The sequence below is a fragment of the Rhodococcus sp. JVH1 genome, from assembly GCF_000280725.2.
GTDB classification, from domain to species: domain Bacteria; phylum Actinomycetota; class Actinomycetes; order Mycobacteriales; family Mycobacteriaceae; genus Rhodococcus_F; species Rhodococcus_F jostii_A.
The window spans coordinates 3,124,641-3,147,210 of record NZ_CP166289.1 but is presented as its reverse complement, the minus strand read 5'-3'; the positions used below and the strand labels follow the sequence as shown (position 1 = coordinate 3,147,210).

General features: G+C 68.1%; 22 protein-coding genes. 20 read left to right on the top strand and 2 right to left on the bottom strand.

The window, feature by feature from the left end:
• The first annotated feature begins 69 nt into the window (after positions 1–69).
• Positions 70–1,767, top strand: a complete 1,698-nt coding sequence (locus JVH1_RS14330) for an MDR family MFS transporter (RefSeq protein ID WP_157174048.1) — start codon at positions 70–72, stop codon at positions 1,765–1,767.
• An 86-nt stretch (positions 1,768–1,853) separates the two neighbouring features.
• On the opposite strand, the gene JVH1_RS14325 is transcribed toward JVH1_RS14330, so the two are convergent.
• Positions 1,854–2,345 (bottom strand): inorganic diphosphatase, encoded by a 492-nt coding sequence (locus JVH1_RS14325; protein WP_009477470.1) that lies wholly within the window; start codon positions 2,343–2,345, stop codon positions 1,854–1,856.
• 131 nt (positions 2,346–2,476) lie between these two features.
• On the opposite strand from JVH1_RS14325, the gene dacB reads away from it, so the two are divergent.
• Genes dacB through hpt form a run of 4 tightly spaced genes read left to right on the top strand, consistent with a single transcriptional unit; the run spans position 2,477 to position 6,467 of the window.
• On the top strand, positions 2,477–3,862 hold the full coding sequence (gene dacB, locus JVH1_RS14320; protein WP_016884167.1) for a D-alanyl-D-alanine carboxypeptidase/D-alanyl-D-alanine-endopeptidase: 1,386 nt from the start codon (positions 2,477–2,479) through the stop codon (positions 3,860–3,862).
• On the top strand, positions 3,862–4,908 hold the full coding sequence (locus tag JVH1_RS14315) for a zinc-dependent metalloprotease (RefSeq protein WP_011596818.1): 1,047 nt from the start codon (positions 3,862–3,864) through the stop codon (positions 4,906–4,908). The genes dacB and JVH1_RS14315 overlap by 1 nt, the downstream gene beginning before the upstream one ends.
• A gap of 22 nt (positions 4,909–4,930) precedes the next feature.
• On the top strand, positions 4,931–5,908 hold the full coding sequence (gene tilS, locus JVH1_RS14310) for a tRNA lysidine(34) synthetase TilS (RefSeq protein ID WP_043780735.1): 978 nt from the start codon (positions 4,931–4,933) through the stop codon (positions 5,906–5,908).
• Positions 5,909–5,912: 4 nt separating this feature from the next.
• The gene (gene hpt, locus JVH1_RS14305; RefSeq protein ID WP_005244976.1) at positions 5,913–6,467 is read left to right on the top strand and encodes a hypoxanthine phosphoribosyltransferase; all 555 of its coding nucleotides are present in this window, start codon (positions 5,913–5,915) and stop codon (positions 6,465–6,467) included.
• A 15-nt stretch (positions 6,468–6,482) separates the two neighbouring features.
• On the opposite strand, the gene JVH1_RS14300 is transcribed toward hpt, so the two are convergent.
• Positions 6,483–8,585 carry a serine/threonine-protein kinase gene (locus JVH1_RS14300; RefSeq protein ID WP_009477474.1) on the bottom strand — a complete coding sequence of 701 codons (2,103 nt, stop codon included), beginning with the start codon at positions 8,583–8,585 and terminating at the stop codon, positions 6,483–6,485.
• 164 nt (positions 8,586–8,749) lie between these two features.
• Between JVH1_RS14300 and JVH1_RS14295 the strand changes: the two genes are divergently transcribed.
• The 15 genes from JVH1_RS14295 to lysS all read left to right on the top strand — a co-directional run bounded on the left by JVH1_RS14295 (position 8,750) and on the right by lysS (position 22,435).
• A complete protein-coding gene (locus JVH1_RS14295; protein WP_009477475.1) occupies positions 8,750–10,096 on the top strand; it encodes an amidase in 1,347 nt (448 codons plus the stop codon).
• Positions 10,097–10,307: 211 nt separating this feature from the next.
• Positions 10,308–12,578, top strand: coding sequence for an ATP-dependent zinc metalloprotease FtsH (gene ftsH, locus JVH1_RS14290; protein WP_043780738.1), 2,271 nt, complete (start codon positions 10,308–10,310; stop codon positions 12,576–12,578).
• A gap of 60 nt (positions 12,579–12,638) precedes the next feature.
• Entirely contained in the window at positions 12,639–13,256 is a 618-nt protein-coding gene (gene folE, locus JVH1_RS14285) for a GTP cyclohydrolase I FolE (protein WP_009477477.1), read from the top strand.
• Complete coding sequence (gene folP, locus JVH1_RS14280) at positions 13,253–14,110, top strand: dihydropteroate synthase (RefSeq protein WP_083849814.1); 858 nt, start codon at positions 13,253–13,255, stop codon at positions 14,108–14,110. Before folE ends, folP begins: the two co-directional genes overlap by 4 nt.
• On the top strand, positions 14,103–14,465 hold the full coding sequence (gene folB / locus JVH1_RS14275; protein ID WP_009477479.1) for a dihydroneopterin aldolase: 363 nt from the start codon (positions 14,103–14,105) through the stop codon (positions 14,463–14,465). The genes folP and folB overlap by 8 nt, the downstream gene beginning before the upstream one ends.
• Positions 14,462–14,974: a 2-amino-4-hydroxy-6-hydroxymethyldihydropteridine diphosphokinase gene (gene folK / locus JVH1_RS14270; RefSeq protein ID WP_011596823.1), complete on the top strand. Its 513-nt coding sequence runs from the start codon at positions 14,462–14,464 to the stop codon at positions 14,972–14,974. Before folB ends, folK begins: the two co-directional genes overlap by 4 nt.
• A 20-nt stretch (positions 14,975–14,994) precedes the next feature.
• On the top strand, positions 14,995–15,462 hold the full coding sequence (locus JVH1_RS14265) for a DUF3180 domain-containing protein (protein ID WP_192817860.1): 468 nt from the start codon (positions 14,995–14,997) through the stop codon (positions 15,460–15,462).
• Positions 15,463–15,532: 70 nt separating this feature from the next.
• Entirely contained in the window at positions 15,533–16,501 is a 969-nt protein-coding gene (locus JVH1_RS14260; protein WP_192817859.1) for a DUF6779 domain-containing protein, read from the top strand.
• A gap of 147 nt (positions 16,502–16,648) precedes the next feature.
• On the top strand, positions 16,649–17,575 hold the full coding sequence (locus JVH1_RS14255) for a Rossmann-like and DUF2520 domain-containing protein (protein WP_043780743.1): 927 nt from the start codon (positions 16,649–16,651) through the stop codon (positions 17,573–17,575).
• 5 nt (positions 17,576–17,580) lie between these two features.
• Positions 17,581–18,519, top strand: a complete 939-nt coding sequence (panC, locus tag JVH1_RS14250; RefSeq protein WP_009477484.1) for a pantoate--beta-alanine ligase — start codon at positions 17,581–17,583, stop codon at positions 18,517–18,519.
• Between the two features lie 18 nt (positions 18,520–18,537).
• Positions 18,538–18,984, top strand: coding sequence for an aspartate 1-decarboxylase (gene panD, locus JVH1_RS14245; RefSeq protein ID WP_005262154.1), 447 nt, complete (start codon positions 18,538–18,540; stop codon positions 18,982–18,984).
• A gap of 3 nt (positions 18,985–18,987) precedes the next feature.
• Positions 18,988–19,803 carry a type III pantothenate kinase gene (locus tag JVH1_RS14240; protein ID WP_009477485.1) on the top strand — a complete coding sequence of 272 codons (816 nt, stop codon included), beginning with the start codon at positions 18,988–18,990 and terminating at the stop codon, positions 19,801–19,803.
• A gap of 122 nt (positions 19,804–19,925) precedes the next feature.
• Positions 19,926–20,459, top strand: a complete 534-nt coding sequence (locus JVH1_RS14235; protein ID WP_005244961.1) for a cysteine dioxygenase family protein — start codon at positions 19,926–19,928, stop codon at positions 20,457–20,459.
• Positions 20,456–20,878, top strand: a complete 423-nt coding sequence (locus JVH1_RS14230) for a rhodanese-like domain-containing protein (protein WP_005244960.1) — start codon at positions 20,456–20,458, stop codon at positions 20,876–20,878. Before JVH1_RS14235 ends, JVH1_RS14230 begins: the two co-directional genes overlap by 4 nt.
• A gap of 45 nt (positions 20,879–20,923) precedes the next feature.
• Positions 20,924–22,435, top strand: coding sequence for a lysine--tRNA ligase (lysS, locus tag JVH1_RS14225; protein WP_009477486.1), 1,512 nt, complete (start codon positions 20,924–20,926; stop codon positions 22,433–22,435).
• Positions 22,436–22,570 lie beyond the last annotated feature (135 nt).

The following is a 22,570-nucleotide window of genomic DNA, read 5'->3' as shown; positions in this document are numbered from 1 at the left end:
GTCGCAGACGCTTATCCGCAGGTAAAGCCCAGTTCATCAGTTGCCCGAAACCTCGACGCCCTCGCATACTTGCGGACTACAAGTAAACGACAGCGCAGCGAGGAAACAGTGTCGAATTCGGTCGAAACGCCGGTGGCCTACACCCACCGGCAGATCCTGGCTGTACTCAGTGGGTTGATGCTCGGCATGTTCCTCGCCGCGCTCGACCAGACGATCGTGGCGACGGCGATCCGGACCATCGCCGACGACCTCGACGGGTATTCGCTGCAGGCGTGGGCCACCACCGCGTACCTCGTCACCGCCACCCTGGCGACGCCGCTCTACGGCAAACTGTCCGACATCTACGGCCGCAAGCCGTTCTTCATGTTCGCGATCACGGTGTTCGTGATCGGCTCGGTGATGTGCACGTTCTCGACGTCGATGTACATGCTCGCGGCCTTTCGCGCAGTGCAGGGACTCGGCGCAGGCGGTCTGTTCTCGTTGGCGCTCACCATCATCGGCGACATCGTCTCCCCGCGTGAACGGGCCAAATACCAGGGCTACTTCCTGGCCGTGTTCGGCACCTCCAGCGTCCTCGGCCCCGTCCTCGGCGGAGTGTTCGCCGGGCAGGACGTGATCCTCGGAATCGATGGCTGGCGTTGGGTTTTCCTCGTCAACGTGCCGGTGGGACTGGTCGCGCTCACGGTCGTCTCCCGCGTGCTGCACCTGCCGCGACGACCGAGCGGAAGCCGGCGGATCGACTGGTGGGGCGCGATCGCCCTCGCAGTGGGTGTGGTGCCGCTGCTCGTGGTCGCCGAACAGGGGCACAGCTGGGGATGGGGCAGCTCGAAGTCGTTGGCGTGCTACGTGATCGGCGTCATCGGTGTGCTCGCCTTCGTGTCGGTGGAACTGGCGATGAAGGACGACGCACTCATCCCGATGCGCTTCTTCCGCAACAGCACCTTCGCGCTCGGTGTCGTGATCAGCCTCGTCGTTGGCGCCGTCATGTTCGGCGGCATCACCCTGCTACCGCAGTACCTACAGGTGGTGAAGGGCTCGAGCCCCACCCTGGCCGGGTTCCAGATCCTGCCGATGGTCCTCGGGCTCATGGCCGGCTCGGTGGTCAGCGGTCAGATGATCTCGCGGACCGGGCGGTACCGGTACTTCCCGATCCTGGGCACCGCCCTGATCGGGATCGGCGCGTTCCTGCTGCACACGCTGGCCGCGGACACCCCGATGCCCGTCGTGATGGTGTTCATGCTGATCCTCGGACTCGGTCTCGGAAACCTGATGCAGCCCCTCACCCTCGCCATTCAGAACGCACTGCCCCCGCAGGACATGGGGGTGTCGACCGGAGCGGCCACGTTCTTCCGGCAGATCGGCGGCACCGCAGGCGTCGCAATCTTCCTGTCGATCCTCTTCTCCCGCCTCACCCCTGCCATCGGCGAGCGGGTGACAGCCGCCGCCGGCACAGCCGACTTCCGTCGAGCCGTGGCCGCGGCCGCACAGAGCAACGACCCCGCGGAGGCCGCCATGGGCCAGGGCATGCTCAGCCCCGACCACACCGGCGTCAGCGGAGTCCTCACGGACAGCTCGGTGATCGGAAAACTCGACGACGTGCTGGCCCTGCCCTTCCGGGAAGGATTCGCCGACGCAATCGGATCCGTCTTCCTCAGCGTGTCGATGCTCGCCGTCGTCGCCTTCGTCCTCACCCTGATGTGGAAGGAAGTGCCGCTCCGCAGCGAGTCCGGCCTCCAGGCCGCGGCGCGGGGAGACGCGCAGGAGTGAGACGCCAACGGCGCCCACCCCCCGCGGGGGTGGGCGCCGTTGCCGCAAATATCGGGAGGCTCAGTGCCAGACGGTTCGCCGCCGGCTCAGTGCCCGCCGTTGTCCTTCAGACGCTTGAACGAGGCCTCGACCTCGGCCTTCGCCTCGGCCACCCCGACCCAGTCGGCGGCCTCGACGTGCTTGCCCGGCTCGAGGTCCTTGTAGTGGACGAAGAAGTGCTTGATGGCATCCAGTTCGAACTGCGGGACGTCGCCGATGTCCTGGATGTGATCCCAGCGCGGGTCGCCGGCCGGCACACACAGCACCTTGTCGTCGCCGCCGGCCTCGTCGACCATCTTGAACATGCCGACCGGACGTGCCTCGACGATGACGCCGGGGAACACGGACTCGGGGAGCAGGACCAGCGCGTCCAGCGGGTCGCCGTCCTCGCCGAGCGTGTTCTCGATGAAGCCGTAGTCGGCCGGGTAGCCGAACGCGGTGTAGAGGTAGCGGTCCAGCTTCACGCGACCGGTCACGTGGTCGACCTCGTATTTGTTTCGCTGACCCTTGGGGATCTCGATGGTGACGTCGAACTCCACGCCGATTCCTCGCTGTCGTGTCGATGATGATTCGGGGAGAGGATATCGGGTCGAGGATAAGGTTGGTTGTCTGACCACCCACGAATCACAGTGAAGACGGAGGCGCGTTGCCGGGCCAGGGAAAGAAGAAGATGGGCTCGTTGGCGGGACGCCACCGTCGGAACATGCGAATTCTGTTCGCGTCGGTCGTCGTCGTGGTGCTCGCGATGGCGGCTGTACTCGTGGTCGCGGTGACCGCGCACAACGCGTCGGCGGGCCGCGGTGAACTGACGATCGCGCCCGAACCGGCGCCGATCACGGCGGCCCCGCAGGTCACGCCGGTGCCGGACGACGCCCCGATGCCGACGGCGCAGGGGATCGCCGCCGCGGTCGGTCCGGCCGCCGCGAACCCCGACCTCGGCAAGTTCAGCGGAACGGTCGCCGACGCGGTCACCGGTCAGGTCCTGTGGAGCGTCAACCCGCAGACCCCGATGACCCCGGCGTCGACCACCAAGGTCCTCACCGCGGGATCCGCGTTGCTGGCGTTGCCGACCGACCGCCGTGTGACGACGAAGGTGGTGCAGGGCGCGACTCCCGGCGAGATCGTCCTCGTCGCCGGTGGTGATCCCACTCTCACCGCGAAACCGGTCGGGGAGAACGGCTACTACCCGGGTGCGGCGCACATCTCGCAACTGGTCGATCAGATCCGGAACGCGGGCATCCAGGTCACGAGCATCGTGGTCGACACCAGCATCTACTCGGGCGACACCATGGCGCAGGGGTGGTTCCCGACGGACGTCGGCGCCGGATTCATCACCCCCACCGAACCGATCATGATCGACGGCGGACGGGCCGACCCGCTCGTGGACGAATCGCCGCGCAGTTCGACACCCGCGCTCGACGCCGGGCGGACGCTCGCCGGTGCGCTCGGCGTCGCCCCGTCGGCGGTCACGTCGGGGGTCGCGGCGCCCGGTGCGGCTACCGTGGCGAGCGTGCAGTCCGCGCCGCTGCGCGACCGGTTGCGGCAGATGATGGAACACTCGGACAATGTGCTTGCCGAAGCGATCGGGCGGGAGGTTGCCATGAATGCCGGCGCGGAAGCATCGTTCGACGGCGCCGTCGCGACCATCGGCCAGACGCTGACCGCGGCCGGATTCGATCTGTCGGGGTTCACCCTGCACGATGCCAGCGGGTTGTCCGTCGACGACCGCATCGCCCCGCACACGCTCGACCAGGTCCTCACGGCCGCCGCGGGCGACGGCAATCCCGCCCTGCGGCCGATGCTCGACTACCTGCCGGTGGCCGGTGCCACGGGCAGTCTGTCGGACCGGTACGCGTCGGGGAACCGCACGGGCGCCGGATGGGTGCGGGCGAAGACCGGCACCCTGTCCACGGCCAGCGCGCTCGCCGGCTACGTGGTGGACCAGAACGGGCGTGTGCTCACGTTCGCGCTGATGTCCAACGACCGCCCGCCGGAGGTCAGCCGTCCCGCGCTCGACGCACTGGCGGCCGCGCTCCGCACGTGCGGGTGCCAGTGATGGCCGCCGAGGGAAATGCCTTCAGCGGTGCCGTCGACTGGAAGCTTGCAGCCAGGACGGGGGTGAAGCTCGCGCGCAGCGGACCGGTGACGTCGCGGTACACCGCCGAAACCGTGGTCGCGGAACTGGCCGACGCGTCGATGCGCGCGGAACTGCCCGTCCGGGAAGTCACCGGCCTCGCCGACGGACTTCCGGTGCCGACCGCCCAGATCCTCGACCGGGCCGGGTGGATCCACGCCGCCGCGCACTCGATGTCGCAACTCACGGGCGGCGACGCCGCTCCCGGCACGCTGGTCGGCAAGCCGGCAGGCATTCAGGCCGGGGCGATGCTCGCGTACCTGTCGTCGGCGATCCTCGGCCAGTACGACCCGTTCACCGGCGACAACGGAACCCTGCTGCTCGTGGCGCCCAACGTGGTGTCCGTCGAGCGCACATTGCGGGTGCGGCCCAGCGACTTCCGGCTCTGGGTGTGCCTCCACGAGGTGACGCACCGGGTGCAGTTCTCGTCCTCACCGTGGCTCACCGGATACATGCAGGAGTCGGTGGAGACCCTCGGATCCGCCGAGGACGAGTCCGTCACCGACATGGTCGGCCGATTGTCGTCCGCGCTGCGCGCCCGCGGGCGCACGGAACCGGACGAGTCGGGCGCACCGGGCGGCATCGTCGGACTGCTGCGCGCGGCTCAGGCGGAGCCGCAACGCGAAGCACTCGACCGTCTGCTGGTACTCGGCACCCTCCTCGAGGGACATGCGGACCACGTGATGGACGCCGTCGGCCCCGCGGTCGTGCCGTCGGTGGCCGCGATCCGGGCGGCGTTCGATCAGCGGCGCCGCCGCAAGAGCAATCCGGTGCAGCGTCTCATCCGGGCACTGCTCGGGATGGACGCCAAGATGGCGCAGTACGTGCGCGGCAAGGCATTCGTCGACGCGGTCGTGGACAGGGTCGGGATGGACCGGTTCAACGTCGTGTGGACCGGCCCCGACACCTTGCCGCGGCTCGCGGAGATCGACGCGCCGGACGCCTGGGTGTCCCGGGTTCTGGGCTGATTCGAGGAAGGGCTGAGCGGTGATGGTGCTTCCCGAGGAGCCGGCGATCCTCGAGGTTCGTCACGCCGTGCGGCGCTGGATCGCGGCGCACGCCCCGGACGGTGAGATCGCGGTCGCGTTGTCGGGTGGCGCCGACTCACTGGCACTGACCGCGGCGGCCGCCGCCGAGGCACGGTCGGTGTGTGTCCTCGTCGTCGATCATCGGCTGCAGCCGGGTTCCGCCGACGTGGCCGACGAGGCGGCCGCCCGTGCCCGAGCGCTCGGCTGCGCGTCCGCCGAGGTGCTTCCCGTCGATGTGACCGGGTCGGGCGGACTCGAGGCGGCCGCCAGGCAGGCCCGTTACCGCGCCCTCGACTCGGCGCGCGGAACCCGTCCGGTGCTGCTGGGACACACCCTCGACGACCAGGCCGAAACGGTGTTACTGGGGTTGTCGCGCGGTTCGGGCGGTCGATCCATCTGGGGGATGAGCGCGTACGACAGCCCGTGGGGGCGTCCGCTACTGGACGTGCGCCGCGCGGTGACCCGGCAGGCCTGCGCGGAACTGGGACTGAGCCCGCACGAGGACCCGCACAACGCCTCCCCCGACTTCGTGCGGGTGCGGCTGCGCACCGAGGTGCTGCCGCTGCTCGAGGACGTCCTGGGCGGCGGCGTCGCCGGGGCCCTCGCCCGCACCGGGGAACACCTGCGCGAGGAAGGTGCGGTCCTCGACGCGATGGCCGCCGACGCCCAGGCAAAAGTCGTGGTGGAAGGCGAAATCGACACCGCCCTGCTCGCTCTGTCGGCGCCACCGGTCCGCCGGCGGGTGCTGCGCAGCTGGCTCCTCGCGGCCGGTGCGCGCGGTCTCGGAGACACCCAGCTGCGGGCCGTGGACGACCTCGTCGCACGGTGGCGGGGACAGGGGCAGGTGGCGATCGGGGGCGGAACACCGGACGCGAGGTTGGTGGTCCGCCGACGACGTGGCAGGCTGAACGTCGGATTGGACGACCGACGAAGGGTTTGATCGCGTGTACGAAGGCGACATCGCATCGGTACTGATCTCCGAGGACGAGATCCGTCGACGTACCGTCGAACTGGCCGAGGAGATCGCCAAGCGCTACCCGGAGGGCGCCCCGGAGGGGGATCTGCTCCTGGTGGGTGTCCTCAAGGGCGCCATCTTCTTCATGACCGACTTCGCGCGGGCCCTCCCCATCCCCACCCAGATGGAGTTCATGGCCGTCAGCTCCTACGGGTCGTCCACGTCGTCCTCGGGCGTCGTGCGCATCCTCAAGGACCTCGACAAGGACATCGCAGGCCGGCACGTGCTGATCGTCGAGGACATCATCGACTCCGGTCTGACGCTGTCCTGGCTGATGCGCAACCTGTCGAGCCGCAACCCCGCGTCGCTCGAGGTCGTCACGCTGCTGCGCAAGCCCGACGCCATCAAGGTCGACGTCAACGTCGCGAACGTCGGCTTCGACATTCCCAACGAATTCGTCGTCGGGTACGGCCTCGACTACGCCGAGCGTTACCGCGACCTGCCGTACATCGGGACCCTCGAGCCTTCCGTCTACGGCGGCTGATCTCCGCGCCGCCCGTCAGCGGACGGGTTCGTGGGACACGGCGAGCTCCAGCGCCCGCAGGTCCTGCTCCAGTTGCCGGAACAGCCAGTACACGCCGACGAACGCGAAGATGCCGCCGACGCACAGGATGCGGACCGCGATGATCACCAGCGTGATCTCGTCGGGCGACAGGAACGTCACCCCGGCCACACCGGCCAGCGGAACCGAGGCGGCCACCGCGAGATACAGCGTGCTCCGGCGGTCGAGACCCCGCAGTTTGTGCGCGTCGGCGCTGCTGGCGATGTCCTGCGGCAGCAGGGTCGGGTAGATGCAGCGCACCGCGAAGAACGCCACCACGAAGAACGGGTACGCCACCGACACGGCACCGCACACGATCAGTGATGCGATGAAGTGCACGTACGCGCCCGGCGGCACGTTCCCCGCCGCGAGCTGCAGGGAAATCGGATAGGCGATGCCCGCGATGACCCACAACCCGAACACCACGAGCACGACGCGGTCGCCGAGCAGCAGCGTGTCGGTGCGGGCCCGGGCCAGCGTCTGGCGGTCGTACGTTTTTCCCTTACGCAGACCCCGCGGAACGAGCAGCGGATATCGGCACCAATAGAGCAGCATGATCGCGCCCAACGGGAACGCGATCGAATTGATCACCAATTGGATCGATTCGAACGAGTGCTGGGCCTCCGGCGTCAGATTGCTGATGATCAGCATCTTGTTGTGGTGATAGTTGTAGGCGCCCGCGAGGGCATTCGGCACCGCGATACCGATCACCAGAATCGGGAGCGCGAATCGGCGCAGCCGCATGCGCCAACTGTTCGGCGGCGGATCGACGAGGTCCCGGGCCCGCGGATTCAGGCACAGGTCGAATTGCTGGGCCAGTTCGGCGCCGGACGACCACCGGTCCTCCGGTTTCGGTGCCAGACACGTCAGCAGCACCCGTCGCAGCGACGGCGGGCAGTCGTAGGGCAACTGGTCCAGAAATTCGGGGTCGATGTCGCGGCTGCGGCGGTCCAGCATCGCTTCGAGTGCGACGAGCGACTCGCTCGACACGTCCTCGTCCTCGAACGGACGCCGCCCGCACATCAGCTCCCACAGCATCACCCCGAGGGCGAAGATGTCGCTGCGGGTGTCGAGGTCCGCCGCCGTCCCCGGCATGCCGCGGTGACACGCCTCGAGTTGTTCGGGCGACATGTACGCCAGGGATCCGCCGAAGTAGGCGAGCGGAGACGCCCCGGTGACGGTGTCGCTGAAACTGATGTTGAAATCGGCGAGCTTCGGCACACCCTCGGCCGTCAACAGGATGTTGGCGGGCTTGATGTCGCGGTGCAGGACGCCGCGCTTACCGGCGTAGTCGAGGGCTTCGGCCAGTCGCCGCCCCAGCCACGCGATGGTCTCCGGCCAGGTGAGCGACGCGATCTCGTCCCGCACACTCGAGTCGGTGGGCCTTAGCTCGCCCTTCTCCCGCATCTCCTCGTCGACCACGTCCAGCAGCAGACTGCCCGTCCGGTCCTGTTCCGGGGTCACACGCACGCGGCGCAGCACCCGCAGCAGGGTGCCACCCGGGAGGTACTGCATGTAGAGGAGGCGCAGCTGGCGGTCTTCGAGCAACCGCTGGTCGAACACACGCACGATGTAGTTGTGGTCGAGCTGAGCGAGGGTCTGCGGCTCGTTCCCCTTGTCGTGCGAGATCTTCACCGCGACGAGTCGCTGCATCGACCGCTGTCGTGCCAGGAACACGCGGCCGAACGCGCCGCTGCCCAGGCCCATCAGCAAGTCGAAGTCGTCGACCTGCTGACCGACCTCCACATCGTCGAGAGCCGCATTGCTCGGCGGCTTGGTGATGAGCGTGTCCGGCTGCCTGGCGGTCACGGTCGGACCGGCGGCCGCGGTTTGTTCGGCCGCGGCGGTCTGCTCGGCGGCGGCGGTTTGTTCGGCGGCGGCGGTCTGCTCGGCGGTCATCGTCCGTGCGGACACGGTGTGCGCAGCAACCACCGTCGACGGGCCGGCCGCGACCGTCGCTTCGCTGCTCTCGTGTTCGGAGTTCGTGACTCCGACGGTCCGTTCGGCAGAGTCCGATCCAGCGGCCGATCCGTCTCTGCCCGACCCGTTTCCTCTGGTCATTGCACATCGAGGGTTCTACTGGGCGGGTTCTCTGGGCACATCGAGGTTGTCTGGAGCGGTGTGAAGAGTCCCATCCAGGGACAAGCGAATGGTAACCCCACAGACCTACCGTATCCAGCGCGAATACTCGAAATGCCTGCTTCGCTGCACCATATACTCGGGTAATGGGGGACTCCCCGTTCACCTCAGCCGTCGTCGTCGCCGAGCAGGTTCGCTCGGGCGTCTCGAGCCCGATGGAGCATGTCGAGGCCGCGCTCGCGGCCATCGAACAGCGTGAACCGAAGATTCAGGCGTTCGTCACCGTCCTCGCCGAACAGGCCCGAGCCGACGCGCTCGCCCTCTCCCGCAGGCCGGATCTGTCCACACTTCCGCTGGCAGGAGTGCCCGTCGCGATCAAAGACGTCATCTCGGTGGCCGGGCTGCCGATGCGCGAGGGATCGGGTGCGACCAGTGCCGAACCGAGGGTCGCCGATCACCCGGTCGTCGCGCGACTGCGGGCGGCGGGAGCGGTGGTCGTGGGTCTGACCACCCTCCCCGAACTGGCGGTGTGGGGAACCACCGACGCGCCCGGCCACATCACCCGCAATCCGTGGAATCCGTCCCTGACCTGTGGGGGTTCGTCCGGGGGAGCGGCCGCCGCCGTCGCCGCGGGGATGGTGCCCCTGGCCCACGGGACCGACGGTCTGGGGTCGATCCGCATCCCGTCGGCGAACTGCGGAGTGTTCGGTATCAAACCGGGCAGGGGAGTCGTGCCGTCCGAACTCGGCGCCACCTCGTGGTTCGGCATGGCCGAGAACGGGCCCATCGCCACGACCGTCGACGACGCTGCCCTCATGCTGTCCGTCCTCGCCGATCGACCCGAACTCGCGCGGATCGGCGCATCGGAACCGTTGCGGATCGCGGTGGCGGCAGGGTCGCCGACGTTCCTTGCCACGGTCGATCCGCAGTGGCGGGACGCGGCCGTGCGCGCCGGCACGGAACTGACCGGCTCGGGTCACGACGTCGAGCCCGCGACGTTGCCCTACCCGGTCAACCTGCTCCCCGTGCTCGCCCGCTGGACCGCGGGAACGGCCGCCGACGCGAAGGGACTCGATCTGCGGCGACTGCAGCCGCGGACCCGCAGGCACGTCGCGCTGGGCCGCGCGCTGGGCCGGTTCGTCCGCCCGGAGCAGGTGGGCAGGCTCGAAGAGTCGCTACGCGCTTTCTTCGAGAACTACGACGTGGTGATCACACCCGCTCTCGCGCAGCCGCCGCTCGCGGCGACGACGTGGAGCGAGCGGTCGTGGCTGTCGAACATCGTGGCCAACGTGCGGTACGCCCCGCTCAGCGCGCTGTGGAATCTCGTCGGGTGGCCTGCGGCGAGTGTCCCCGTCGGCACGCACTCGCATTCGGGCACCCCGCTGGCCGTGCAGATCGCGGCGCCGCCCGGGGGTGAGGCCAGGATCCTGGCCCTGGCCGCTCACATCGAGCGGGTGGGCGGCGGCTGGCCGAGGGTCGCGCCCGCGCGGTGAACTCCCGCACATTCGGACCCGGATCGAGTCCGAGGGAACCGATGGGCAACCGCATGCGTTGAAAGAAAAGAGACCGCTCCCAACGGCGGTTGGCTGCTACCTGGAGTCGCCGGGGTGCCTTCGCGGTAACCTGGTTTGTCCGGTTGGCAGCCGGAAGGCGCACCCGGAAGACCCGCACTCTCGAAAGGACCGGCCATATCGGCCGACCTGTATGAACCGTAAGACTGTGTTTCGAAACCTGGCGATAGTTGCCGGCATCCTGCTGGTGATCTACGCCTTCAGCTACTTCGGCAACGACACGCGCGGATTCCAGGGTGTCGACACCTCCGTGGCGATCGCGCAGCTCGACGCGAACAACGTCGACAAGGCGCAGATCGACGACCGGGAGCAGCAGGTGCGCCTGTGGCTGAAGGACGGCAACGACGCCACCGACGGCAAGACCGAGATCCTCGCGAAGTATCCGGCGTCGGCGTCCGAGCAGATCTTCAACGAGATCTCGGACAAGGGCCTGCAGAGCTACAACACCACGGTCACGCAGGAGAGCTGGCTCACGTCCATCCTGCTGTTCGTCCTGCCGATGGTGATTCTGCTCGGCATCTTCTTCTTCGTGATGAGTCGCATGCAGGGCGGCGGTCGCGGCGGCGTCATGGGCTTCGGCAAGTCGAAGGCCAAGCAGCTCAACAAGGACATGCCGAAGACCACGTTCGCCGACGTCGCGGGTGCGGACGAGGCCGTCGAAGAGCTGTACGAGATCAAGGACTTCCTGCAGAACCCGATGCGCTACCAGTCGCTGGGCGCGAAGATCCCGCGCGGTGTGCTGCTGTACGGGCCGCCCGGAACCGGTAAGACCCTGCTCGCCCGCGCGGTGGCAGGTGAGGCCGGCGTCCCGTTCTTCACAATCTCCGGTTCGGACTTCGTCGAGATGTTCGTCGGTGTGGGTGCGTCCCGCGTGCGCGACATGTTCGACCAGGCCAAACAGAACAGCCCCTGCATCATCTTCGTCGACGAGATCGACGCCGTCGGACGCCAGCGTGGCGCCGGCCTCGGCGGCGGTCACGACGAGCGCGAGCAGACCCTCAACCAGTTGCTGGTCGAGATGGACGGTTTCGGTGACCGCACCGGCGTCATCCTCATCGCCGCCACCAACCGCCCCGACATCCTCGACCCGGCGTTGCTGCGCCCGGGCCGCTTCGACCGTCAGATCCCGGTCGGCGCCCCCGACCTCGCCGGTCGTCGCGCCATCCTGAAGGTCCACTCGCAGGGCAAGCCGATCGATCAGCACGCCGACCTCGAGGGCCTGGCCAAGCGCACCGTCGGAATGTCGGGTGCCGATCTGGCCAACGTCATCAACGAGGCCGCGCTGCTCACGGCCCGCGAGAACGGCACCGTCATCACGGAGGCCGCGCTCGAGGAGTCCGTCGACCGTGTCGTCGGCGGTCCCCGCCGCAAGAGCCGCATCATCAGCGAGCACGAAAAGAAGATCACCGCGTACCACGAGGGCGGGCACACGCTCGCCGCGTGGGCGATGCCCGACATCGAGCCCGTCTACAAGGTCACCATCCTCGCCCGCGGCCGCACCGGCGGTCACGCGATGACGGTGCCCGAGGACGACAAGGGCCTGATGACGCGGTCCGAGATGATCGCTCGACTCGTCATGGCGATGGGTGGCCGCGCGGCCGAGGAACTCGTGTTCCACGAGCCGACCACCGGTGCGTCCTCCGACATCGACATGGCGACGAAGATCGCCCGGTCGATGGTCACCGAGTACGGCATGAGCGCCAAGCTGGGTGCGGTGCGGTACGGCCAGGAGGGTGGAGACCCGTTCCTGGGCCGGTCGATGGGTCAGCAGTCCGACTACTCGCACGAGGTCGCGCGCGAGATCGACGAAGAGGTCCGCAACCTCATCGAGGCCGCGCACACCGAGGCGTGGGCGATCCTCAACGAGTACCGCGACGTGCTGGACATCCTGGCCACCGAACTGCTCGAACGCGAGACGCTCACCCGCAAGGATCTCGAGAAGATCTTCCACAGCGTCGAGAAGCGCCCGCGTATCACCGCGTTCAACGACTTCGGTCACCGGACGCCGTCCGACAAGCCGCCGGTCAAGACGCCGCGGGAACTCGCGGTCGAGCGCGGCGAGCCGTGGCCCCAGCAGCCCGAGCCGGTGTTCGCCCAGCAGCAGTCGCAGCAGGCTCCGCCGCAGCAGCAGTACCCGCAGCCGGCGCCCGCCAACGGTTACTCGCAGCCGGCACCGGCCCGGCCGCAGGGTGGGATGACGCAGCCGCGTCCGGACTACGGCGCCCCCGCGGGTTGGTCGGCTCCGGGCTGGCCGCCTCGCGATCCGGGCAACCAGAACCCGGAGGGGCAGTACCCCGGGAACCAGGGTCCGGGGAACCAGTGGAACCCGCCGCACGAGCAGCGTGGCACCGGCGACGACGACGCGCAGACGAGGGCCTGGAAAGGACCGGACGGATCCAACTGATCCGCCCGACACTAGGCTGTTGCTTCGGGACGATCGGTCCCGGTACTGGAGGAGTTTCGGTTGTCGGTGAATCATCTCGGTAGTGAGCCCGTGGCACTCGAGACGGGCCGGGTGTTCGATCAGCCGCGTGCCGAAGCTGCGGTGCGCGAACTGCTGATCGCGATCGGTGAAGATCCGGACCGTCCCGGACTCCGGGATACGCCCTCCCGCGTGGCGCGGTCGTACCGCGAGGTCTTCGCGGGCCTCTACACCGACCCGGACACGGTGCTGAACACGACGTTCGACGAGGGGCACCAGGAGCTGGTGCTCGTTCGCGACATTCCGCTGTACTCCACGTGTGAGCACCATCTCGTGTCGTTCCACGGGGTTGCCCACGTCGGGTACATCCCCGGTAAGACGGGCAAGGTGACCGGGCTGTCGAAGCTGGCGCGCGTCGTCGACCTGTACGCCAAGCGTCCGCAGGTCCAGGAGCGTCTGACCAGCCAGATCGCCGACGCCGTCATGCGCAAGCTCGACCCGCGCGGTGCGATCGTGGTCATCGAGGCCGAGCACCTGTGCATGGCGATGCGGGGCATCCGCAAGCCTGGTGCGAGTACCACCACCTCCGCGGTGCGTGGTCTGCTCCAGTCCAGCGCGGCCTCACGTTCCGAGGCTCTGGACCTTATTCTGCGGAAGTGACCGTGATCGAGCTGCCCTCGCCAGGCCGAACCGTGGTGATGGGCGTCCTGAACGTCACCACCGATTCCTTCTCCGACGGCGGACGCTTCCTCGATCGTGACGCCGCACTCGCGCGCGGTCTCGAGCTGAAGCGTCTCGGCGTCGACATCGTCGACGTCGGTGGCGAGTCCACCCGCCCGGGCGCGGCGCGGGTCGATCCCGACGTCGAAGCTGGTCGCGTCGCACCCGTGATCGCGGATCTGGTGGGCGAGGGCATCTGCGTCAGTGTCGACACGATGCGGGCGTCCGTCGCGGAGGCCGCGATCGAGGCGGGTGCGTCGATCATCAACGACGTCGCCGGTGGCCGCGCGGATGCCGCGATGGCCTCGGTGGTCGCGGACGCCGGAGTGCCGTGGATCCTGATGCACTGGCGTTCGGCTGCCGACTACGTGCACCGCGGCACCGCCGATCACTACGACGACGTGGTCCGGGAGGTTCGGGACGAGCTGATGACCCAGGTCGACCTGGCCGTGAAGGCCGGGGTGGATCCGGGTTCCCTGGTGCTGGATCCGGGTCTGGGTTTTGCGAAGAACGCCGACCACAACTGGGCGCTGCTGAAGGCGCTGCCCGAGTTCAACGAGCTGGGATTCCCCGTCCTGATCGGCGCGTCGCGCAAGCGGTTCCTGGGTTCGCTGTTGGCGGATGCGGACGGGGAGCCGCGGCCGCCCTCCGGACGGGAGATCGCGACCGCCGTCGTTTCGGCGCTCGCCGCGACCCACGGGGCGTGGGGAGTGCGCGTGCACGATGCGCAGGGTTCCCTCGACGCCATCGCGGTCGCCGAGGCCTGGGCAAAGGGTGCAGCCGGACGTGAGTGATCGAATCGAGTTGCGCGGCTTGAAGGTTCGTGGCAATCACGGCGTCTTCGAACACGAGAAGCGGGACGGTCAGGACTTCTACGTCGACATCACCGTGTGGATGGACCTCGCCCCGGCGGCCGCATCGGACGACCTCGACGACACCCTCGACTACGGCGGACTGGCCGAGCGCGCGGCCGCGATCGTCGCGGGGCCCCCACGGGACCTCATCGAGACCGTCGCCGCGGAGATCGCGGACGGGGTGATGACCGACCCTCGCGTCCGGAGCACGGAGGTGGTGTTGCACAAGCCGTCCGCGCCGATCCCGCTGACGTTCGCGGACGTCGCGGTGGTCGCGCACAGGTCGCGGCCATGAGTCGCGCGGTGTTGTCGATCGGATCGAACGTCGGCGACAGTCTTGCCCATCTGCAGTCCGTTCTCGACGGGCTGGGTGACGCGGTCGTGGCGGTCTCTCCGGTGTATTCGACGGCGCCGTGGGGCGGTGTGGAGCAGCAGGACTTCCTCAACGCGGTTCTCGTCGTCGACGATCCCGCACTCGACGGTTACGGCTGGCTGCGACGCGGGCAGGAACTCGAGGCCGCAGCCGACCGGGTGCGGATCGAACGGTGGGGCCCCCGCACGCTCGACGTCGACGTCGTCACGTGCGACGACGTCCGCAGCGACGACCCGGAACTGACGTTGCCGCACCCGAGAGCACACGAGCGTGCGTTCGTGCTGATTCCGTGGCTGGACGTCGAACCCGAGGCCGTCCTGCGGGTCGACGGGACGACGACCCGGGTGGATGCGCTGCTGCCACTGCTGGACGACGACGAACGGGCCGGCGTGCACCGGACGCAACTCGTTCTGGACCGGCGGTCGCGATGAAGCCGGAACCGACGGGCACGATGAAACCCACCCGGATCTGGGATCTGCTGTTCCTGGCCGCTCTCGCCGTCGCCGCCACCTGGATCCTGGTCCGGGTGTTCTACGGCTCGTTTCCGCCGATTCCCGTGTACGCCGGGGCGTCGCTGTACCCGGTCGCGCTGATCGAGGTCGTGCTCGCGTTCATGGTGCGATCCCGGGTCAGCAATCATCAGGTGGGCGACGGACCGCGTCAGCTGCACCCGATCACCGCCGCCCGGGTGGCGGCGCTCGCCAAGGCGTCCGCGCTCGTCGGTGCCGCAACGGCGGGGGTGTGGGGCGGTTTCCTGCTGTACCTGCTTCCGCAGCGGTCGGTGCTCCGGGCCGCGGTCTCGGACACTCCCGGCGCATGGGTGGGTCTCGTCGCCGCGCTTGCCCTCGTCGGCGCGGCGCTGTGGTTGGAACACTGCTGCCGCACCCCCGACGACCCCTCGGACGAGCCGGCGCATTAGGGACACGGGGGATCGCCGCAGGTCCGATGGAATGCGCGGCGCACCCTTCACGGCCAAGTACCCTGGCACCATGACGAATCCTGGTCGCCTCAAGTCTGCGCGCCGCAACAGGCGCAGCGCGAGCCAGATGATCGTTGCGGGGTTGCTCGCCCTCGCGGTGATCGCGTCCCTCTTCCTGATCTTCAGCGACAGCGTCCAACTCCTGCGGGTGGGCCTGGTGGCCGCACTGTGGGCCGCCACTGTCGGTGCCATCGCCATGACGAAGTACCGGCGCGAGTCGGCGCTCGACAAGGCGAAGGTCAACGACCTGCAGACCGTCTACGAGTTGCAGCTCGAGCGGGAGATCTCGGCACGGCGCGAATACGAGCTCACCGTCGAGAAGCGGGTGCGCAGCGAGGTGCGCGCCGACGCCGAAGAACTCGCCGCGCTGCGTGCCGAACTCTCGTCGCTCCGCAAGAATCTCGAGGCCCTGTTCGACGGCGCGATGCCGACCGAACGGATCGCGCTGCGGGCGGATTCGACGCGTGTGCAGGAACTTGCCGGCGGGTCGTACAGCAGCTACCAGCCTGCTGCGTCGGGCCTGTACATCCCGGGAGCGGGACATGCCGCCGGGGCGGGGCATCAGAGCGGTTCCGCCCAGTCGTCGCACCATTTCGCGAATCCGGACGACGACCCGGTCACCGCCGAGACGTCCATCGTCGAGCCCGCCTATGCCGGATCCACCGAACCCGAGATCGAGGTCGAGCCGGAACCGGAGCCCGAGCAGGTGGCCGAGACCCGGCAGGCACCCGAGCCGGAGCCGGTCGCGGAGGTCGAGCCCGAACCTGTCGCGAAGCCCGAGCCGGAGCCCGACTCAGAGGCAGCGGCAGGGGCAGAGGCCGAGTCCGAAGCGCGGCCGGGCCGCCGACGGGCGCCCGAGGACGACGAACGGCCGGGTGCGCACTCCAACGGGCTGTCCGTCGCCGAGATCATGGCCAACATGCAGTCGGCATCGGGGGCCGCCCAGAGCACCGGCGGCAGGCGTCGCCGGGCCGAATAAGGCCGGACGCGCCCGAGGATCAACCCGCATCGTGTGAGGCATATATCACTCTGCCTGCGCATGGCGGGGTGTGTTCGAGCCGGGCTATCCTCACCCTGGAACGTCTGGTACCCGCCGAGCGGGACTGGAACGAACGAGAGGACGAAGGTGACCTCTTTCGGGATCACTAATGGCCCTGCGCCTGCGAGGTTGACGGTGGGAATCGTCTCCGCCGGCCGGGTCGGTACAGCAATCGGTGCCGCGTTGGAGCGGGCAGGTCACGTCGTCGTCGCCTGCTCGGCCGTTTCCGACGCGTCACGTCACCGGGCGCGGACCCGGCTTCCCGAGACCGAGATTCTGCCGGTGGCAGAGGTCGCGGCCCGCTCCGAACTGCTCGTTCTCGCCGTCCCCGACGCCGAACTGCCGTCGCTGATCGCGGGGCTGGCCTCCACCCGTGCGGTGCCGAGTCGCGCAATCGTGGCCCACACGTCCGGCGCGAACGGCATCGGGATCCTCGACCCCCTCACCGAGCAGGGCGTCGTTCCGCTCGCGATTCACCCCGCGATGACGTTCACCGGGCACGACGAGGACACCGTCCGTCTCGCGTCCGCCTGTTTCGGCATCACCGCTGCCGACGACATCGGTTACGCCATCGCGCAGTCGCTGGTCCTCGAGATCGGCGGCGAGCCCGTCCGGGTCCGCGAGGACATGCGACCGCTGTACCACGCCGCTCTCGCCCACGGCAGCAACCATCTGGTGACGCTCGTCGTCGACGCCGTGGCCGCGCTGCGAGTCGCCCTCGAAGGCCAGGAACTGCTCGGCCAGGAGTTGATCGGCGACGATCCGAACGGCCTGGCCGAACGGGTTCTCCAGCCGCTGCTGTCAGCGGCGCTCGACAACGCCCTGCGGCGCGGGCCTTCGGCGCTGACCGGGCCGGTCGCGCGGGGCGATTCGGAAGCGGTGGCCACGCATCTGCGGGTGCTCGAAGAGGTCGATCCGCGGATCGCGGCCGGCTACCGCGCCCTGTCCCTGAGGTCGGCGCAACGCGCCGGTCCGACACCTGAACTGCTGGAAATCCTGGAAGACCGGAGGTGAGTTCCGTGAGCGACCTGCAGGGCGGATACAAGCGCGGCGAACTGACCGTGCACCACGACCCGAGCGTGCTGACCCGGGTCTCGAAGGCGCTGCGCGGTGTCGGCCGCCAGGTCGCGCTCGTGCCGACGATGGGGGCCCTCCACACGGGTCATCTGGAGCTGGTGCGGCAGGCCAAGCTCACCGGCGCGGTGGTGATCGTCTCGATCTTCGTCAACCCGTTACAGTTCGGTGCCGGCGAAGACCTCGACGCCTACCCGCGCACCCTCGACGCCGATCTCGAACTGCTGCGCGAGGCCGGAGTCGAGCTGGCGTTCGTGCCCACCGCAGCCACCATGTACCCGGCAGGACCGCGGACCACGATCCATCCCGGACCGCTGGGCGCCGAGTTGGAGGGCGCGTCCAGGCCGACGCACTTCGCGGGCATGCTCACCGTCGTCGCCAAGCTGCTGCAGATCGCGGCGCCCAACGTCGCGTATTTCGGTGAGAAGGACTACCAGCAGCTGACGTTGATCCGGCAGATGGTGACCGACCTGAATTTCGACGTCCGGATCTTCGGCGTGCCCACGGTGCGTGAGCACGACGGACTGGCACTGTCTTCGCGCAACCGCTACCTCGACGAGGCGCAGCGCAGCGCGGCGACGGCACTGTCCGCGGCTCTGATCGCCGGCGCCCACGCCGCCGCCGGTGGCGCCGAGGCGATCCTCGCCACTGCGCGCGAGGTGCTGGCGTCCGTCCCGGAGGTCGAGGTCGACTACCTCGAGGTGCGAGGCGTCGATCTCGGCCCCGCCCCCGAGCGCGGCGACGGCAGGCTGCTCGTCGCCGCCAAGCTCGGGACCACCCGCCTGATCGACAACGTCGGTGTCGCCGTCGGCACCGGATTCCTCGAACGCGACGCCGAACCACCGTCGGACGCGTCGGCCGCAGACGAACTTCTTTCCCGCTAGAAGAGTAAGGACCACAACATGTTTCGCACCATGATGAAGTCGAAGATTCATCGCGCCACCGTCACGCACGCCGACCTGCACTACGTGGGCTCGGTGACGGTCGACCAGGATCTGATGGACGCCGCCGACCTTCTCGAGGGCGAGCAGGTGTGCATCGTCGACATCGACAACGGCGCGCGGCTCGAAACCTATGTGATCGCAGGCGAGCGGGGAAGTGGCGTCATCGGGATCAACGGTGCGGCAGCACATCTGGTCAAGCCCGGCGACCTCGTCATCCTCATCGCGTACGGCGTCATGAACGAGCAGGAGGTGCGCGACTACGAGCCGCGTGTCGTGTTCGTCGACGCCGCCAACTCGCCGATCGAGCTCGGCGCCGACCCGGCGCACGCGCCGGAGGGCTCCGGTCTCATCACCCCGCGCATGCTGTCGACGCTCGACGCCGAGCGCGAATCCAGTTTGGTGTAACCCATGCTCCTCACCGTCGACGTCCGGAACACGAACATCGTTCTCGGACTGTTCACCGGTTCCGGTGAACACTCGAAGTTGGTGCAGGACTGGCGGATGCGCACCGATGCGAGGATGACGGCGGACGAACTGGCCCTCATCTTCCGGGGGCTCCTCGGCACGCACACCGATCAGATCACCGGTGTGTCCGCGCTGTCGACGGTGCCGTCGGTGCTGCGGGAGATCCGCGTGATGCTGACGCGGTACTGGGGGCACGTCCCGCACGTGCTGGTGGAACCCGGGGTGCGAACCGGTGTTCCGCTGCTCGTCGACAACCCCAAGGAGGTGGGCGCCGACCGGATCGTGAACAGTCTTGCGGCGCATCACCTCTACGACGCACCGTGCATCGTGGTCGACTTCGGGACGTCCACATGTGTCGACGTCGTGTCCGCCAAGGGCGAGTTTCTCGGCGGCGCCATCGCGCCCGGCCTCGAGATCTCCTCGGACGCACTCGCGTCGCAGTCGGCGGCGCTGCGCAAGGTCGAACTGGTGCGGCCCCGCTCCGTCGTCGGCAAGAACACCGTCGAGTGCATGCAGTCGGGTGCGGTGTTCGGTTTCGCCGGCCTCGTCGACGGGCTGGTCCGCCGCGTGCGCAAGGAACTGCCCGCCTTCTCCGGTTCCGACGTGGTGGTGATCGCGACCGGTGACCGCGCGCCGCTGATCATGCCCGAGACGGAAACCGTCGACGAGCACGAACCGGATCTCACGCTCGAAGGGCTGCGCCTGGTCTACGAGCGAAATCAGGCTCGCCGGGGTGCGCGTCGCAGCCCGCTCGAGTGACGGGTTCCCTCTTCGCGGAAGTTATGTCAGAATGGTCCCCGTGAATCTCTGCACGAGTGCTCAGGAGTGTTGTCGAGGCTGAACGCTGCCTTGACCAATTCACACTTCTGGGAGTCTCTCTCGTGCTCGCAACGTATTCTTCTGCATCTGTACCTACCCGTCTTCGCCCGGCTGACCTGCTGCGCATCACCGATCAGGGTGCATCCGAGGTACTCGACGGCCGCCACGACGTCCTGCTCCCGCAGAGCTGGCCCACCGACGAGCGCTGGTCGACCCGGCTCTACTCGGACGACGACGTCGACGTCTGGCTGATCAGCTGGGTTCCCGACCGGAACACCGAATTGCACGACCACGCAGGCTCTTTCGGCGCACTCACGGTTCTCAGTGGTGCACTGTCCGAGTTTCGTTGGGCGGGTGACCGTCTGCGTCACCGCACTCTCGAGGCCGGCGATCAGGCCTCGTTCCCGCTCGGCTGGGTCCACGACGTGGTGCGTGCGCCGGACGCGCCCGGGGCGGAGGTGGTGACGCCGACGCTGAGCGTGCACGCCTACTCACCGCCACTATCGGCCATGTCCTATTACGAGGTCACCGACCACGGCACGCTGCGCCGTACCCGGACCGAGCTCACCGATCTCCCCGAGGGTGGTTCGAAGTGAACATCGACCAGATGCTCGAAGAGGCCCGCACCCAGATCGACCGCATGTACGCATTCGAGCTGCCCGAGGCCGTGGCGCGTGGCGCGATCGTCGTGGACATCCGCCCGCAGGCGCAGCGGGCGATCGAGGGAACGCTCCCCGGCGCACTCGCCATCGAACGCAACGTCCTCGAGTGGCGTTGCGATCCCACCAGCTCGGCGCACCTGGCGCTCGCGGTGGACCACGACGTCGAGTGGATCATCGTCTGCTCCGAGGGCTACACGTCGAGTCTCGCCGCGGCGGCGCTGCAGCAGCTGGGTCTGCACAAGGCGACCGATCTCGTCGGCGGGTACAAGGCGATCAAGGCTGCGGGGTTGCTGGGCTCGCTCATCGCCACGCAGCACTGCGTGCGGGAGCTGGCCACCGTCTCGGCTCACTGACCTCTCAATAGGGGCACGCGCGGGCGTCGATTAGGCTGGTGACCCGTGAGTGAAGTAGCAGCCCAGCCAGTCGACGACACCCCCGAGCAGCTTCGCATCCGCCAGGAGAAGCGTGAGCGCATCCTCGCGGAGGGACGCGAGGCGTACCCGGTGTCGGTGGCGCGCACCCACTCGCTGGCGGAGATCCGGGCCAAGTACCCGGAACTCGAGCCCGACACGGCCACCGGCGACCAGGTCGGTGTCGTCGGCCGGGTGATCTTCGTGCGCAACACGGGCAAGTTGTGCTTCGCGACGCTGCAGGAAGGCGACGGCACCCAGCTGCAGGCGATGATCAGTCTCGCCGCTGTCGGTGAGGATGCTCTCGCGTTGTGGAAGGCCGATGTCGACCTCGGTGACTTCGTGTTCGTGCACGGCGAGGTGATCAGTTCCCGTCGCGGTGAGCTGAGCGTGATGGCCGATTCGTGGCAGATCGCGTCCAAGTCGCTCCGGCCCCTGCCGGTTGCGCACAAGGAGATGAACGAGGAGTCGCGGGTCCGGCAGCGTTACGCCGATCTGATCGTGCGCTCCGAGGCGCGGGAGAATGCGCGTAAGCGGGTGGCTGTCGTCCGTGAGCTCCGGAACGCGCTCGAGCTGCGCGGGTTCCTCGAGGTCGAGACGCCGATGCTGCAGACGGTGGCGGGTGGCGCCGCGGCCCGCCCGTTCATCACTCATTCCAATGCCCTGGATATCGACCTCTATCTCCGTATCGCTCCCGAACTGTTCCTGAAGCGGTGCGTCGTCGGCGGTATCGAGAAGGTCTTCGAGATCAACCGGAATTTCCGCAACGAGGGTGTCGATTCGACGCACTCGCCGGAATTCGCGATGCTCGAGACATACGAGGCGTACGGCACGTACGACGATTCCGCCGTGATGATCCGCGAACTCGTCCAGGAAGTGGCGCAGGCCGCTTTCGGTTCGCAGGTCGTCACACTCGCCGACGGCACCGAATACGACCTCAGTGGTGAATGGAAGACCCTCGAGATGTACCCGTCGCTGTCGCAGGCGATCGGTGTCGAGGTCACTCCGGATACCACCGTCGAGGAATTGCTGGCGCTCGCCGAGAAGGTGGGCCTCGAGGTCCCCAAGGACAAGGGTTACGGGCACGGGAAGCTCGTCGAGGAACTGTGGGAGCACCAGTGCGGCGACCAGCTGTTCGAGCCGACGTTCGTCCGTGATTTCCCGGTCGAGACGTCGCCGCTGACTCGTGACCACCGCAGCAAGGCCGGGGTCACCGAGAAGTGGGACCTCTACATCCGCGGGTTCGAGTTGGCCACGGGCTATTCGGAATTGGTCGATCCGGTCATCCAGCGTGAGCGGTTCGTCGATCAGGCGCGTCTCGCGTCGGCTGGTGACGACGAGGCGATGGCCCTCGACGAAGAATTCCTCGCCGCTATGGAGCAGGGAATGCCGCCGACCACCGGCACCGGAATGGGAATCGACCGTCTGCTGATGGCTTTGACAGGATTGGGAATCCGCGAAACAATCCTCTTTCCCATTGTTCGCCCTTCTTCTCGCTGATTCACCAGGGTGAATTCGCGCGGATAAATTCGATCCATTCCTCGTATTCCGAATCGGAAGAACAGGGGTATGGTTACCTCCGGGTCGTAGCTCACGTTGACGATGAGACGTCGCTTCATTCGAGAGGAATTTCAT

What these genes read in the sequence shown, in the direction of transcription:
- dacB (WP_016884167.1), top strand. Translation starts at nt 2,477, where the DNA reads ATGGGCTCGTTGGCGGGACGCCACCGTCGGAACATGCGAATTCTGTTC.
- JVH1_RS14315 (WP_011596818.1), top strand. Translation starts at nt 3,862, where the DNA reads ATGGCCGCCGAGGGAAATGCCTTCAGCGGTGCCGTCGACTGGAAGCTT.
- tilS (WP_043780735.1), top strand. Translation starts at nt 4,931, where the DNA reads ATGGTGCTTCCCGAGGAGCCGGCGATCCTCGAGGTTCGTCACGCCGTG.
- JVH1_RS14300 (WP_009477474.1), bottom strand. Translation starts at nt 8,585, where the DNA reads ATGACCAGAGGAAACGGGTCGGGCAGAGACGGATCGGCCGCTGGATCG.
- JVH1_RS14295 (WP_009477475.1), top strand. Translation starts at nt 8,750, where the DNA reads ATGGGGGACTCCCCGTTCACCTCAGCCGTCGTCGTCGCCGAGCAGGTT.
- ftsH (WP_043780738.1), top strand. Translation starts at nt 10,308, where the DNA reads ATGAACCGTAAGACTGTGTTTCGAAACCTGGCGATAGTTGCCGGCATC.
- folK (WP_011596823.1), top strand. Translation starts at nt 14,462, where the DNA reads ATGAGTCGCGCGGTGTTGTCGATCGGATCGAACGTCGGCGACAGTCTT.
- JVH1_RS14265 (WP_192817860.1), top strand. Translation starts at nt 14,995, where the DNA reads ATGAAACCCACCCGGATCTGGGATCTGCTGTTCCTGGCCGCTCTCGCC.
- JVH1_RS14260 (WP_192817859.1), top strand. Translation starts at nt 15,533, where the DNA reads ATGACGAATCCTGGTCGCCTCAAGTCTGCGCGCCGCAACAGGCGCAGC.
- panD (WP_005262154.1), top strand. Translation starts at nt 18,538, where the DNA reads ATGTTTCGCACCATGATGAAGTCGAAGATTCATCGCGCCACCGTCACG.
- JVH1_RS14240 (WP_009477485.1), top strand. Translation starts at nt 18,988, where the DNA reads ATGCTCCTCACCGTCGACGTCCGGAACACGAACATCGTTCTCGGACTG.